The following is a 12,938-nucleotide window of genomic DNA, read 5'->3' as shown; positions in this document are numbered from 1 at the left end:
TGATCAATAGAATCAATATATGAAATGGATCCCTCGCGATCTTGCCATGGAGCGGCTCGGCGTTAAATCGCAGACACTGTACGCTTATGTGAGCCGAGGGGCGATCCGGTCGCGCCCGGACGAACATGATTCCCGCATCAGCCTTTATTCAACTTCAGATATCGATTCCTTTGTCGAAAGGCGACGCACAGGCCGAAACCGGACCGAAATTGCAAAGGCCGCAATTGCCTGGGGCGACCCGGTCATGGAAACCGCGATCACCACGGTCCGCGATGGAACGCTCGTCTACCGGGGCCAGTGCGCCATCACGCTCGCTGAGACAGCGACGCTGGAAGAGGCCGCCGCCATTCTGTGGCAGACCGAGGAATATCCAGACATTTCCCCTGTCCTGACGGCCGTACCGGGCGCCGCCGCAAAGTCACGGCTGCTGTCCAGTCTTGCGGCGCAAGCGGCCACCGCCCTTCCCGGCTTCGGGCGCGGACATGAGACTTTGGTCCTCGACGGGGCGCGGCTTCTCGACAGCGCCTCGCACGCCATAACCCGCCACGCTGCCAATATTCCATTTCATACAAGGCTTGCCCGCTTCTGGGGCGTCGGCGCCGACGCGGAAGACCTCATTCGCCGCACACTCGTTCTTCTTGCCGACCATGAGCTGAATGCCTCGACCTTTGCCGCTCGCATCGCGGCCTCGACAGGGGCATCGCTGGCCGCGTGCGCGCTTGCAGGCTGCGCAACCCTGACCGGACCGCTGCATGGTGAAGCGACCGCACGTGCGCTCGCCTATCTGCGCCACGCCGTCGAAACCCGCCCGAATACCGCCCTCGCAGCGTTGGCCGCACGCGGCGAACGCGTTCCCGCCGTTGGCCACCCGCTTTATCCCGATGGCGACCCGCGGGCCGCCGCCCTCATCACCTGGCTATCGCCCTCGCGCCCGGTGGAAAACGCCATAGCGGGCGCCGAGGATGCGATCGGCAAACCGGCCAATATCGACATGGCGCTGGCCGCGCTCACCGTTGAGCTTGGCCTGCCCGAAGACGCACCCTTCATGCTATTTGCGAGCGGGCGGATGGTCGGCTGGGTCGCTCATGCCATAGAGCAGCTCACCTCAGGCAAGCTGATCCGCCCAAGAGCCAAGTATGTGGGCGACTAGGCGAGTTTCTCGGCAAGCGCCACAACCGCCTCAGACGTGATGCCGAACTTCTTGTAGAGGTCCTGATAAGGCGCGCTCGCACCGAAGCTGTCCATGCCGACAAAGCCGCCATCAAAGCCGATCCAGCGGTCCCAGCCAAAGCGCACACCGGCTTCGACCGCGATCTTTGGCAGGTCGCCGCCAAGCGTCTCGCGCTGATAGCTCGCAGGCTGGGTTTCGAACAGCTCGACGCACGGCATGGAGACAACGCGTGCTCCAATGCCCTTGGCTTCCAGATCGGCCTGCGCCGCCATGGCGATTTCGACTTCAGAACCGGTCGCAATGATCACGATCTTTTCGTCGGCCTTGGCCGGTGACAGCACATAGCCGCCCTTGGCCGAGAGGTTTTCGTCGGTATGCGTCTTGCGCACGCTCGCGACTTTCTGGCGGGTCAGGGCGATGGTCGACGGGCCGTTTGTCTGCTTCAGCGCCAGCTCCCAGCATTCGGCCGTTTCGACACCGTCTGCCGGGCGGAAGACCTGCATGTTCGGCATCGCGCGGAGCGAAGCGACATGCTCGACCGGCTGGTGGGTCGGTCCGTCTTCGCCAAGACCGATGGAATCGTGCGTCATGACGTGGATCACGCGCTCACCCATCAGTGCGCCAAGCCGGATCGCCGCGCGCGAATAGTCTGCAAAGACAAGGAAAGTACCGGAATAAGGAATGATGCCCTTGTGCAGGGCCATGCCGTTCATCGCCGCGGCCATGCCGTGCTCGCGAATACCGTAGTGAACGTAGCGCCCGCCCCAGTTTGCAGGCGTCATCGGCTCTGTCACCTTGGTCTTGGTGTTGTTCGAACCGGACAGGTCTGCCGAACCACCCACCATTTCAGGGATGGACTTCGTCAGCTCTTCGAGCACCGCGCCCGACCATTGACGCGTCGCCTTGTCTTCGCCGCCCTCGACGACGGCTTTCTTGTGCGCCCTGACGACGGCTTCGATGTCGCCCAGCTCACCGGCCAGCGCCTTGTCGAAATCGGCTTTTGCAGACGCCTTGGAATAGCGCGTCTTCCACTCATCATGCAGATGCGCGGCGTGCGCGCCTTCGCGCTTCCAGGCCTGTTCGATGTCTTCGGGCACGTCGAAGGGTTCGTGCGACCATCCGATGTTCTCGCGGATGCCGGCGACTTCCTCCGCGCCATAAGGGCCGCCATGCGCCTTGCCAGTGCCGGCCAGCTTTGGCGCGCCATAGCCAATGATCGTCTTGCAGGCGACCATGGCTGGCTTGTCCTGATTCTGCGCCCATTCCAGCGCTTCGTAGATTTCTTCGGTGTTGTGGCCATCGATACGCTTGGTCGCCCAGCCAGCCGCCTCAAAGCGCTTGCACTGGTCGGTATCGTCAGACAGGTCCGTTGAGCCATCAATCGTGACGGAATTATCGTCAAACAGGACAATCAGCTTGTTCAGCTTGAGGTGCCCGGCGAGCGTAATCGCTTCCTGGCTGACGCCTTCCATGAGACAGCCATCGCCAGCCACCACCCAGGTCTTGTGGTCAACCAGCTCATCGCCGAAGCGCGCATTGAGGTGACGCTCCGCCATGGCCATGCCGACTGCCGTCGCGATCCCCTGGCCCAGCGGACCGGTCGTCGTCTCGACACCCTTGGTGACAAAATTTTCCGGGTGACCCGGTGTGCTGCCGCCGAGCTGGCGGAAATTGCGGATATCGTCGCGGCTCACGCTGTCATAGCCTGTCAGATGCAGCAGCGAATAGATCAGCATCGAACCATGGCCCGCCGACAGGACGAAGCGGTCACGGTCGGCCCAATTTGGGTCACGCGGATCATGTTTCAGATAATGCGTCCAGAGGATGGTCGCGACATCCGCCATGCCAAGGGGGAGGCCGACATGACCCGACTTTGCCTGCTCGACAGCGTCCATTGACAGGGCACGGATCGCATTTGCCATATCTTTGTGCTCGACAGCCATAAGTACCCCTCTGGTTTTTGCGCTGCTTTGGACGTCTACTGCCTTTGATGTCAAGCCGCTTGGCCAATTGGCCTGCATCCTGCTATCGGAAAGCATATGGATAAACTGAATTCAGCTGCGGAGAGTCTTGATCAGGCCCTTTCCCGTCTTGAGGGAGCGCTTGATACGCTGTTTGAACGGGCCGGCGACCCCGGCGTTGTCAAACGCGAGCTTGCCGCCATGATTGCCGACCGCGCCCGTCTGGCCGATGAGCTGGACGCCTCGCTGGCCCGCGAGCGCCAGCTGCAGGCGCTGGCCGACGAAGCCTCAGAAGCGCTTGGCTCGGCCATCAATGAAGTGCGCGCCGCCCTCAACCGTGAAGGCTCCAGCTAATGGCCAAGGCAGATATCACCATTCGCGGACGGGAATACGCCGTCGCTTGTGCGCCAGGTCAGGAAGCCCGTCTGGTCGAGCTGTCCAGAAGCCTCGACAAACGCGTGCGCCAGATTGCCGATGCCGTTGGCGATATCGGCGAGGCGCGCCTGCTGCTCGTTGCAGCCCTCGCCTTGCTTGACGAACTCGATGCCGCGCGCCGTTCCGCACCTGCCGACCTCAGCCAGCAGAAAGCCGCTTCAGCCCTTTCGGACGCGGCTGAACGCATCGACGCGCTCGCCAGGCGCATTGAGGCGGGCCAGTGACCGCAGAGGCACATGCTGGCAAACAGCGCGACATCTCTGTGCTTATTCCTTTCTTCAACGAAGAAGGAAACGTCATCCCGCTTCTCGACGAGGTCCACGGCGCGCTTGCCCATCTCGACTATGAAATCGTCTGCGTGAATGACTGCTCGGCCGATGCGACCGGCGCTGAACTCCTCGAAGCCCAGGCCAAGCATCCAGACCGCGTCATCATTCGCACCCATGTACGCCGTGCCGGCAAGTCCGCCGCCCTGATGACCGGTCTGCGCGCCGTTTCCGGCCGCTGGACGCAGCTGATTGATGGCGACGGCCAGAACGATATCGCCGACACCAAACGCCTCTGGGCCGAAATCATCGCGCCCGGCAATACCGGAAAGCTTGGCCTCATCGCTGGTAAGCGTAACAGCCGCAATGATTCCGGCTTCAAGTGGCTGCAATCGCGCGTGGCCAATGGCATTCGCCGTTTCATGCTGCGGGACGACGCCACCGATACAGGTTGCGGCTGGAAGCTGATGCGCACGGATGCGTTTCGGGAGCTTCCCTATTTCGCCAGCATGCACCGCTTCTTCCCGGCGCTCATGAAGCGGGCCGGATGGGAGGTTCGCGAGGAATTGGTGAATGACCGGCGCCGTTGGCACGGATCATCAAAGTATGGCTTTCTCGGACGCCTCGGCGCAGGCATCGCCGACCTGATCGGCATGTTCTGGCTGGTTCGCCGCGGCAAGCCCGGCATTGCCGAAGAGTGGAATGATCCGCGCGCCGACTCTCAGTCCAGCGACGCGAAGAAATCCTCGTAAAGCGCTGCAGCCTCGCTCTCGAGCAGGCCTGTCTCTACCGGCACACCGGCGTCTTCCAGCGCGCCTTTACCGCCCGTGCCCTGCGGATGCAGGTCCATCACAGACACGAACACTTTGGCGACACCGGCATCGATCAGCCGTCTGGAGCAAGCATCCTCGCCCGTTGAGCGTTCCCGGCACGGCTCCAGCGTCACATAGGCGACCGCCCCGATTGCAGGTTTGCCCTTCATGCCACTCAGCGCCAGCTGCTCAGCGTGGGGCCGTCCTTCATCACCGGTCGCCCCCTCACTGAGAATCTTTCCATCTGGCCCGACGATCACGCAGCCGACAGCCGGATTCTTGCCGGTCCGGCCGTGCTGGACCCTGGCGAGCGCAATGGCGCGGCGCATATAGGTTTCGTGATCAAGCTTCATTCAAATACCACTGTTCTGACACCGTTGAGGAAAACGCGGCCCTCTGCATGCGCTGTCACCGCGCGAGAGAGCACCCGGGCTTCGATATCGCGGCCAATCTGCGCCATCCGCTCCGGCGTCAGGCGATGGTCCACGGGGGTCACGTCCTGCGCGATAATCGGGCCTTCATCGAGATCGGCCGTCACATAATGGGCCGACGCGCCGATCAGCTTTACGCCTCGCCGGTGCGCCTGGTGATAGGGCTTGGCCCCTTTGAAGCTTGGCAGGAAGGAATGGTGGATATTGATGCAGCGCCCGGATAGCTCACGGCAGAGACCATCGGACAAGACCTGCATATACCGCGCAAGCACCACGAAATCGCTCTCGGTCTCGTCGATCAGTTCCAGCAAACGCGCTTCGGCGGCTGGCTTGGTAGCGGCTGTGACCGGCACATGGTGAAATGGCAAATCGTGGCGCTCGGCCAGCCAGCGGGCGTCGTCATGGTTCGACACCACCGCGCTGACATCTGCGCCGAGTTGGCCGCGCCGATGGCGGTAAAGCAGGTCATTCAGGCAATGATCACCCTTCGACACCATGATGAGCGCCCGCGGCACGTCATTCTTGCGCCGCAGCGACCAGGCCATGTCGCGCTTTTCCGCCAGCGCGCGAAAACCGGCTTCAAAGCTCACCCGGTCAAACGCTTCGGACGATTCAAACTCCACCCAGATGAAGAAACGCCGGGAGTCCGGATCGCCAAAATCCTGGCTTTCCGCCACATTCAGTCCGGCGCGTGCAATATAGCCGGCCACGTCGGCCAGAATACCGATGGCGTCAGGCGCCGCAGCGCGCAGGATGTAGCGTGTGTTCGGCATTAAGGCTTAAGGCAGCGCTGGCAGGTCGCGCGCGCGCGCTTCGTCAAGATACCGCGCCCCCGTCGGCTTCAGTGATCCGTCGAGCTCAATGAGCAATGGATTTCCAGTCGGAATCTCAACGCCTGTAATCGTTTCGTCCGGAACGGCGAACAAATGCTTCACCAGAGCCCGCAGCGAGTTACCATGCGCCGCGATTACCACATCGGTGCCAGCAGACAGGACCGGCGCGATATCGCTCTCCCAGAACGGCAGAACGCGCTCCAGGGTCAGTTTCAGACTTTCGGTCGCTGGCACCTCGATGCCTTCATAGCGTGAGTCTTTTGAGAGATCGAACTCGCTCCCCGCTTCCATTGGCGGCGGCGGTACATCATAGGAGCGGCGCCAGATATGGACCTGCTCATCACCATGCTTTTCAGCGGTCTGATTCTTGTCGAGCCCTGTCAGCCCGCCATAGTGGCGCTCATTGAGGCGCCAGTGCTTCTCCACCGGCAACCATACGCGCTGCATTTCCGTCAGCGTCAGCCACAGCGTGCGAATGGCACGGGTCTGCACAGACGAGAAGGCCTGGCGCGGCTCGAAGCCTTCAGCCTTGAGCAGTTCTCCGGCGCGCTTTGCCTCAGCCTCGCCATTGGCTGTGAGGTCGGCATCCCACCATCCGGTGAACCGGTTTTCGAGGTTCCACTGGCTCTGGCCGTGTCTGATCAAGGCAAGGGTCGGCATACTGGATGTCCCGTCACTATTCTTCCACAAGTTCCGCCTTTAGAGCATGACCATGCCAAATCCAAGCGCGACACAAAGCGCGCACGCAAGAAATGTGCGCTTTTGGGCTTCTTTGATTAAACGTTCACAGTCGCCGGATCGCCGCAGGCATCTCCCTGATGCGCCTCTCCAGCGCGTCGGCGGCGACGTTGATGTCGGCTGTCTGCGGCGTCTGGTGATGGTTCATCACCGCATGCTCAAGAACCAGAATTTCGCTCAGCATGGCCGACGCTTCGGCAAGCTGGTCGGCCACGGTAACCCCATGGCTCCAGAAATCCTCAATCCCCTGCGATGTCGAGCCACCAGAAAGGAAGGCGCGGCCAGCAAATTTCAGGCGCATGGTTTCGAGTTTCGCGACCGCCATTTTTGGCCACTGGATCAGGCCCAGCGGATTGTCCGCCGTGGCGCCATCCTGCGCGACGGCCTCAACCTCTCCGCTGAGAAAATAGGTAATCCTGCGCGTCACATGCCAGGCCGTCATGAGCAGGGTGTTGATCACGGCGTCGGCTGAAATCGTCAGGCTCGGCAGGACAAATGAGCCACTCGGACGCACCTCATAATCGCCTGCTGCAGTCTGGCTGATCAGCGGGTTTCCACTCGGCCGCATCAGATGAGCGTCCAGCTCGTCGGCGAAATGGCCAAGCGAACCGGCGAAAGCGTCGATCGTCTGCTCGATCGCGCGAACGGAGACCGGCGGCTGGCGCTGATCGCCCTGCTGTGCCCGCGCATCCTCGAATGCAAAATCGGCAGCCCGCGCCGACAGCGCTGTCCGGCCTGCGCCCCTCTCGGTCCGCGCCCCCGCCGCGCCCGGCACACGGCTCACAAAATCACGCGTATTGGCGAGAAATTTCAGCCACACCTGCTCGGCCTTTTCGATGGCCCAGACGGAGGTTCCAATATGCACGAAAGCGCCATTGATGATCGCCATGCCCTCGCCCGGCTTGAGCGCATAGCCGGGATCGCGGCGCAGGAGCTGGCGCGTCCAGTGCGCGGCGGGAATAACATCACCGGAGGAATAGCTGGCATGTCTCGGAATGGCCGGAACGAAGCCGGGATCGCTGGCTGCCGACAGGATCAGGCGGTTCAATTGCGGCGAGATCAGACTGCCCCCCGCGGCAACCGAATAGGCTTTGGCATAGGTGACAAAGGCGCCGACCTCGTCGGGAAACTGCTCACGCGTGGGCACGCAGTGGCTCTCGACAAGCGCATGCTGGTAGCGCTCCTCGAAATCGGCGTCCGGCTGCTCATCGTCCCGATGACCAGGCAGCGTCGTCAGACCATAGATCCGGGCATTGGGGTCCGTTTCGCGCAGCTGCAGCAAGGCCGCATAGTCGGATTCCACACGGGCCCGGCCAGCCTCAAGACGCGCCGGCAAGGTGCGCGCGCGGCAAGCCGCAACCATTTCCCGCAGGACATCACTCTCGTTTGATTGTGGCATAGAAGGCTCCTGCTAGCACAAGGACGATGGCCACATGCATGGTGATATTGAAGTCCATCCACCTGAAGAGATCGTAAGCGCCGGGGACCTGGAACGTCCGCGACTCGCCTGAAAAATCAAAAAGATCGACAACAAGCGACAGTAATTGAGCGGCCCCCAGAAGAAAAATGACGAGTTGCAGCGTTCGCCGATCGGCCCGCTGCAGAAGGAATGACCGACGCTGCAGCCGTGACTGCACCAGCTCATCGCGCTTGCACACGGCCTCAATGAGCTGCCGCGTCCCGAACACCCGGTTCAGCCCGTCAAACAGGACCCGGCGCGTGCCCTGAAAGGATATCTCGGCATTCGATAGCTCATTGCCGGTATAGTCGATGAAATTCTCCATCCGGTTATACTTCCGGATCGATCGCTTCATCAGTTTCATAGACGGCTTGGACGCAATTTCCCGGTACAGCCGGTTCTGATTGGAATTCAGGATGTCGAACAGGCAATAGAAGTATTGCGAAATGGCGCAGGACCGCAGGAACTCGGCAACCATGCCCGCCTCGCCAACCACACTCGACCCAACGTGCAAGGTGCAATCATCCTTCACGCGGGTGCCAAACGCATTGATGTCGTCCAATCTGAGAAGCTGTGCGGCCTCCGGCGACTGTCTGATGGCATCATCCAGCACATAAACCCTGTGAGCCCAGAAGAAGGCCGGGATCGAATCGTTCCAGCCCGGATAGGCGTGCTCATTGAGATCGGAAAAGATCTCATAGGCCTGTTTGGGCCGCGTGAAGCTGTGTTTCGCGCCGATGTGGCCCTTGGACAGCGCCTCCAGCGGCCCGGCAAGAATATCATTATTGAACGGCTCGACTGCCCGTTCTGCAAGGTCGGAGAGGAAACGCTCGAACGCCGTGGCCGAAACCGACTGAGGGATCTCCGACAGGTCGATCTGCCCCTCGAAGCTGCCCACGGCCAGCGTATTGTCAAAACACTCGACAAAGCCGGTCAGCTCAAGACCGGCGATTGCCGCCTTCCATTCAGGCCCATCATATATTTCGGACAAGGCATGCTTCGCCTTATCGAAATAAGCAGACGACAAGGTCACCTTGGCCAGCGACCGGCAGAACCAGGGCACCGAATCGTCAGACAGGGTCTTCAAGCCCCGTTTCGTATCGTCCACCGAAGGCTCCAGAACCTCGACTTCGACAACATCGCTGCTTTCGGACACAGGCTGGAAGGCTTTCTCAAGCTGCCGCGCGGCCTCGACACGGTGGATGCTCAGCTGTTCCGATTCCGCATTCAGCAGCGTTCGAAATGGCACGGACAGGCCAAATTTCATGAAGATATCCCCTCGTCTGCTGTAATCTGTAGGGGACAGAAGCGCCGCAATCCAGAGCTGCAGCCGAAATGCCCGATCCCTGACTTGTCCGCCCCGGCCTACACCCCCGTCACCCGGATCAGTTCGGCAAAGGCCAGCACGACATGATAGCCGGTTGAGGCAGGCATCACTTCGGTGACGACCTGGCCCTCAGCGTCGAATTTGTCGATCCATCCGCCCTCGGGCGTGAGGTATTCGTCCATCAGGATGTCGAAACTCTTCACCGCTTGGGCGTCGCACGGATCCTCGGTGCCAAGCTCCAGCATGGCCAGATGCGCCTTCAGCGCCTCTGTCTGCATCCAGGTCCGGCGGGCGCCATCGACAATCGTCCCGTCGCGGCGGCACGTCGTGAAGGCCCGGCCGTCTTCATCCAGCGTTCCAAGCGCAAATGTGTAGAGCTTCAGGATCGCCGGGTGCAGCTCGTCCCCGGTCAGCGCGGCATGGCGTTGCAGCAGCCACACCCACTCGAACTGGTGGCCGGGCTCGATCTCCTCGAAATGCTTGCCGCTCACCGGCGACCAGTCCGGGGCAAAATATTCGCCAAGCGTGACGGTGTCGGCGTCCAGCATCCGCGTCGTGAACAGCTGAATAATCCCGTTCGCCCGCGCGAGGTGTCCGCCATGCGGGTCAGCCTTGTGCATGGCGTGACAGGCCTCCAGCAAATGCATATGCGGGTTCTGAAGCCTGTACTCGCCCTTCGGCAGAGTTTCGGCATAGCCGCCATATTCAGGATCAGCGAGACCGCGGTCCACCGCCGCCAGAACGTCTTTGGCAACACCCAGAGCATGGTCCTCGCCCACCTCGGCTGCGTTGGCGAGGGCATAGATCGCAAAGGCCGTGTCGTAGAGATCGGCGGTTGTATCCTTCAGCCCTGACCCGTCGCTCGCCAGCACCCGTCCGATCAGGCCGTCCTCCCGGCGAGCCGGCCCTTTCAGCGTATTGACGCCGAGCTTGATCAGCCTTTCAGCCCGCTCACGCTCCCAGCCGAGCCGAAGCGCCTCGCTGAAGACATAGGTCTGCCGCGCCTGCACGCGCACGCGGGCTTCATCAGCGTTCACCGGACGATGCGAAAGGTCCAGCGCTTCATGATAAAGCCCGTGTCCTGCCAGCCCGTGCTCGGCCCAGAGGGGGAAACACGCGTCCAGCATCCAGCTTCGTGCTTCGCGCGCACGCCGCTTAAGCGCAGAAGAAGTCATACCGTGCTGAATCTCCGATGGGTTTAAGGCTCGCCTCTTTGTGCAGGCATTGCTATCAAGCCGCCATAATGATTTCCACTACCGCGCCCGGGCATATTTTCACCAAAGGCCGACATGTCTGACAGGATTTTCTTTCTTGTCGCGATTCTGGTCGCGGCTGTGCTGGTGGGTCTTGCCCTCTTTCCGGGCATGAACCGCCTGCCATCTGGCCCTGTCAGCGGCGGCAACACTGACTACACCCGCATTGAAATCAGCGGCAAGCAGCTGAACCGAATGGTGGCTGGCGCCGAACATACGACCATCGAATTGCAGGAAGTTGACGGTCAGTCCGTCCTGTACATCGAGGCCGATAGCGAAGCCCTGAACGGCGATCCCCTGCGCAGCCCGCATTTCGTCCTGGCCACAGACCTTGAGACTGTTTTTGCCGGTCGCAAGCTGCGTGTCACCGTCTCGGCGCGCGCGGCAGACCGTTACGGCGCCGAGGGCATCCAGCTTGATTATGCGCTCGGTAATTCGCAGGCCTCCGGCTGGCAGGAATTCATCCTGACGCGGGAGTTCAGGGAAGTCAGCTTCGACTTCAACATCCCACCGCGCAATGCAGGCAGTGAGCCTGGCTATGACTATCTCGCCATCGCGCCTGTCGTACCTGAAAAACAACGTGCCATGCTGGTCCGCTGGGTGACATTGGAGCCCATCGGACCGCCAATCGCCGCAAAAGAGTAAAGCCATGAGTCACGAAACCATTCTCGCGTCGGGGCAGCGCGTCATCCGTACGGAAATAGACGCGCTGGAAATGCTTTTCGAAGCGCTGGACGAGACCTTTGTGAAGGCGGTCGAGACCATCGTCGCCTGTCAGGGCCGGGTTATCCTGGCGGGCGTCGGCAAGTCCGGCCATGTCGCCCGCAAGATTGCTGCGACACTGTCTTCCACGGGCACGCCATCCCTCTATGTGCACCCGACCGAAGCCAGCCATGGCGACCTCGGCATGATCGCCAAGGGCGATGTCGTCATCGCCCTGTCCCGGTCCGGCGAAACAAAAGAACTCGACGACCTGCTGACCTATACCCGCCGCTTTTCAATCTCGCTGATCGCGATGACAGCCGTCGCTGACAGCGCGCTCGGCAAGGCCTCTGACATCTGCCTCACCATTCCGGACGCGCCTGAGGCCTGCGACGAGACCCGCGCGCCAACCACGTCCACGACCCTGATGATGGCCCTCGGCGATGCGCTTGCCGTGGCCGTCCTTGAGCAACGCGGCTTCACCGGCAGCGACTTCAAGCTCTACCACCCCGGCGGCAAACTCGGCGCCATGTTGCGCACCGCCGGTGACCTGATGCATGTCGGCGATGAACTGCCAATCGTGCAGACCGGCACCATGATGTCCGAAGCGCTTGATGTCATGGCGCAGAAGGGTCTTGGCTGCCTCGCCATTGTCGAGCCAGGCGGTGACCTCATCGGCATGGTTACCGATGGCGATATCCGCCGCCTCGTCGCCAAGGGCCGCATGGCCATGGTCATCGACGAGGGCATGACCCGCAATCCAACGACAATTTCCGCGTCAATGCTGGCGTCTGCGGCGCTGGCCCTGATGAACGAAAAACGGATCACCCAGCTGATCATCACTGAAGAAACCACGCCCGTCGGCGTCGTTCACATGCATGATTTCCTGAAAGCTGGCGTCGCTTAGCCGCCGCCATCGGCGGCATAGGTTTTTGCCCGCTCGGCATTGATCCAGTTCCACAGCAAGTGCGCCGCGACGCCCCGATAGGGCCGCCATTCATTCGCCAGCGCGTCGAACGCCTTGCTCTCGTGGCGCGTATCGGCCTCGCTCAGCAATCGGTAGGATTCCATCAGCCCGACATCGCCGGACGGCCAGGCATCGAGGCGGCCGCAATAGAGCAGGAAAAGATCAGCGGTCCACGGCCCGATACCTTTGACGGCGATCAGCTCCTTGCGGGCGGCGTCCATCTCGGCGCTGTGCACGCGGTCCAGATCGAGCGCACCGCTCTCCACCGCCTCGGCAATTGAGCGCAAATGCCTGATCTTCGGCCGCGACAGGCCACAGCCGCGCAAAGTCTCCTCGCTCGCGCCCAGAATGCCCGCCGTGCACACCTCACCCAGCGCGGCTTCGACACGGCCCCAAATGGTCGCTGCGGCCTTTGTGGTGATCTGCTGGAAGGCGATCATTCGCGCGATGACCGCATAGTCCGGCGCGCCATAGCGCCAGTCCGGAACGCCGACGCTTTCATGGGCGCGCGCAAAAACCGGATCGCAGGTGGCGAGGTGCTCGCAGGCCTCTGTCAGTGCTTCGGTGGTCGGTCGGGTCACGG

General features: G+C 61.7%; 14 protein-coding genes. 6 read left to right on the top strand and 8 right to left on the bottom strand.

Going from position 1 to position 12,938, the window contains the following annotated elements; translation table 11 throughout:
- The first annotated feature begins 19 nt into the window (after positions 1–19).
- Positions 20–1,150, top strand: a complete 1,131-nt coding sequence (locus WNY37_RS02385) for a citrate synthase (RefSeq protein ID WP_342971856.1) — start codon at positions 20–22, stop codon at positions 1,148–1,150.
- Here the strand turns inward: WNY37_RS02385 and tkt are convergent.
- Complete coding sequence (gene tkt, locus WNY37_RS02380) at positions 1,147–3,114, bottom strand: transketolase (protein WP_342971855.1); 1,968 nt, start codon at positions 3,112–3,114, stop codon at positions 1,147–1,149. The genes WNY37_RS02385 and tkt overlap by 4 nt on opposite strands.
- Positions 3,115–3,210: 96 nt before the next feature.
- Here tkt and WNY37_RS02375 point away from each other — a divergent pair, with 96 nt between their 5' ends.
- From WNY37_RS02375 to WNY37_RS02365, 3 genes are read left to right on the top strand one after another with little or no spacing between them, the layout of a single operon-like run.
- Positions 3,211–3,486, top strand: a complete 276-nt coding sequence (locus WNY37_RS02375; RefSeq protein ID WP_342971854.1) for a DUF4164 family protein — start codon at positions 3,211–3,213, stop codon at positions 3,484–3,486.
- Positions 3,486–3,791 (top strand): cell division protein ZapA, encoded by a 306-nt coding sequence (gene zapA / locus WNY37_RS02370; protein WP_342971853.1) that lies wholly within the window; start codon positions 3,486–3,488, stop codon positions 3,789–3,791. Before WNY37_RS02375 ends, zapA begins: the two co-directional genes overlap by 1 nt.
- Positions 3,788–4,585 carry a glycosyltransferase family 2 protein gene (locus WNY37_RS02365; protein WP_342971852.1) on the top strand — a complete coding sequence of 266 codons (798 nt, stop codon included), beginning with the start codon at positions 3,788–3,790 and terminating at the stop codon, positions 4,583–4,585. The genes zapA and WNY37_RS02365 overlap by 4 nt, the downstream gene beginning before the upstream one ends.
- On the opposite strand, the gene WNY37_RS02360 is transcribed toward WNY37_RS02365, so the two are convergent.
- The 6 genes from WNY37_RS02360 to WNY37_RS02335 form a co-directional block, all read right to left on the bottom strand.
- Positions 4,555–4,998, bottom strand: coding sequence for a bifunctional diaminohydroxyphosphoribosylaminopyrimidine deaminase/5-amino-6-(5-phosphoribosylamino)uracil reductase RibD (locus tag WNY37_RS02360; RefSeq protein ID WP_342971851.1), 444 nt, complete (start codon positions 4,996–4,998; stop codon positions 4,555–4,557). The two genes, WNY37_RS02365 and WNY37_RS02360, sit on opposite strands and share 31 nt — an antisense overlap.
- Positions 4,995–5,849 (bottom strand): formyltetrahydrofolate deformylase, encoded by an 855-nt coding sequence (gene purU / locus WNY37_RS02355; RefSeq protein WP_342971850.1) that lies wholly within the window; start codon positions 5,847–5,849, stop codon positions 4,995–4,997. The genes WNY37_RS02360 and purU overlap by 4 nt, the downstream gene beginning before the upstream one ends.
- Before the next feature lie 6 nt (positions 5,850–5,855).
- Complete coding sequence (gene gpmA / locus WNY37_RS02350) at positions 5,856–6,569, bottom strand: 2,3-diphosphoglycerate-dependent phosphoglycerate mutase (RefSeq protein ID WP_342971849.1); 714 nt, start codon at positions 6,567–6,569, stop codon at positions 5,856–5,858.
- Positions 6,570–6,693: 124 nt separating this feature from the next.
- The gene (locus WNY37_RS02345; protein WP_342971848.1) at positions 6,694–8,046 is read right to left on the bottom strand and encodes an aromatic amino acid lyase; all 1,353 of its coding nucleotides are present in this window, start codon (positions 8,044–8,046) and stop codon (positions 6,694–6,696) included.
- Positions 8,024–9,373, bottom strand: coding sequence for a hypothetical protein (locus WNY37_RS02340; protein ID WP_342971847.1), 1,350 nt, complete (start codon positions 9,371–9,373; stop codon positions 8,024–8,026). The genes WNY37_RS02345 and WNY37_RS02340 overlap by 23 nt, the downstream gene beginning before the upstream one ends.
- Positions 9,374–9,471: 98 nt before the next feature.
- The gene (locus WNY37_RS02335) at positions 9,472–10,608 is read right to left on the bottom strand and encodes an AGE family epimerase/isomerase (RefSeq protein WP_342971846.1); all 1,137 of its coding nucleotides are present in this window, start codon (positions 10,606–10,608) and stop codon (positions 9,472–9,474) included.
- 114 nt (positions 10,609–10,722) lie between these two features.
- Here WNY37_RS02335 and WNY37_RS02330 point away from each other — a divergent pair, with 114 nt between their 5' ends.
- Positions 10,723–11,331 carry a hypothetical protein gene (locus tag WNY37_RS02330; protein WP_342971845.1) on the top strand — a complete coding sequence of 203 codons (609 nt, stop codon included), beginning with the start codon at positions 10,723–10,725 and terminating at the stop codon, positions 11,329–11,331.
- Positions 11,332–11,335: 4 nt separating this feature from the next.
- Positions 11,336–12,295, top strand: coding sequence for a KpsF/GutQ family sugar-phosphate isomerase (locus tag WNY37_RS02325; protein WP_342971844.1), 960 nt, complete (start codon positions 11,336–11,338; stop codon positions 12,293–12,295).
- Here the strand turns inward: WNY37_RS02325 and WNY37_RS02320 are convergent.
- On the bottom strand, positions 12,292–12,936 hold the full coding sequence (locus tag WNY37_RS02320; RefSeq protein ID WP_342971843.1) for a DNA-3-methyladenine glycosylase 2 family protein: 645 nt from the start codon (positions 12,934–12,936) through the stop codon (positions 12,292–12,294). The genes WNY37_RS02325 and WNY37_RS02320 overlap by 4 nt on opposite strands.
- Positions 12,937–12,938: the final 2 nt, after the last annotated feature.

The organism is Henriciella sp. AS95 (genome assembly GCF_038900055.1).
GTDB lineage: Bacteria > Pseudomonadota > Alphaproteobacteria > Caulobacterales > Hyphomonadaceae > Henriciella.
The sequence above is the reverse complement of the archived record's forward strand: the minus strand, read 5'-3'. Positions and strand labels throughout refer to the sequence as shown.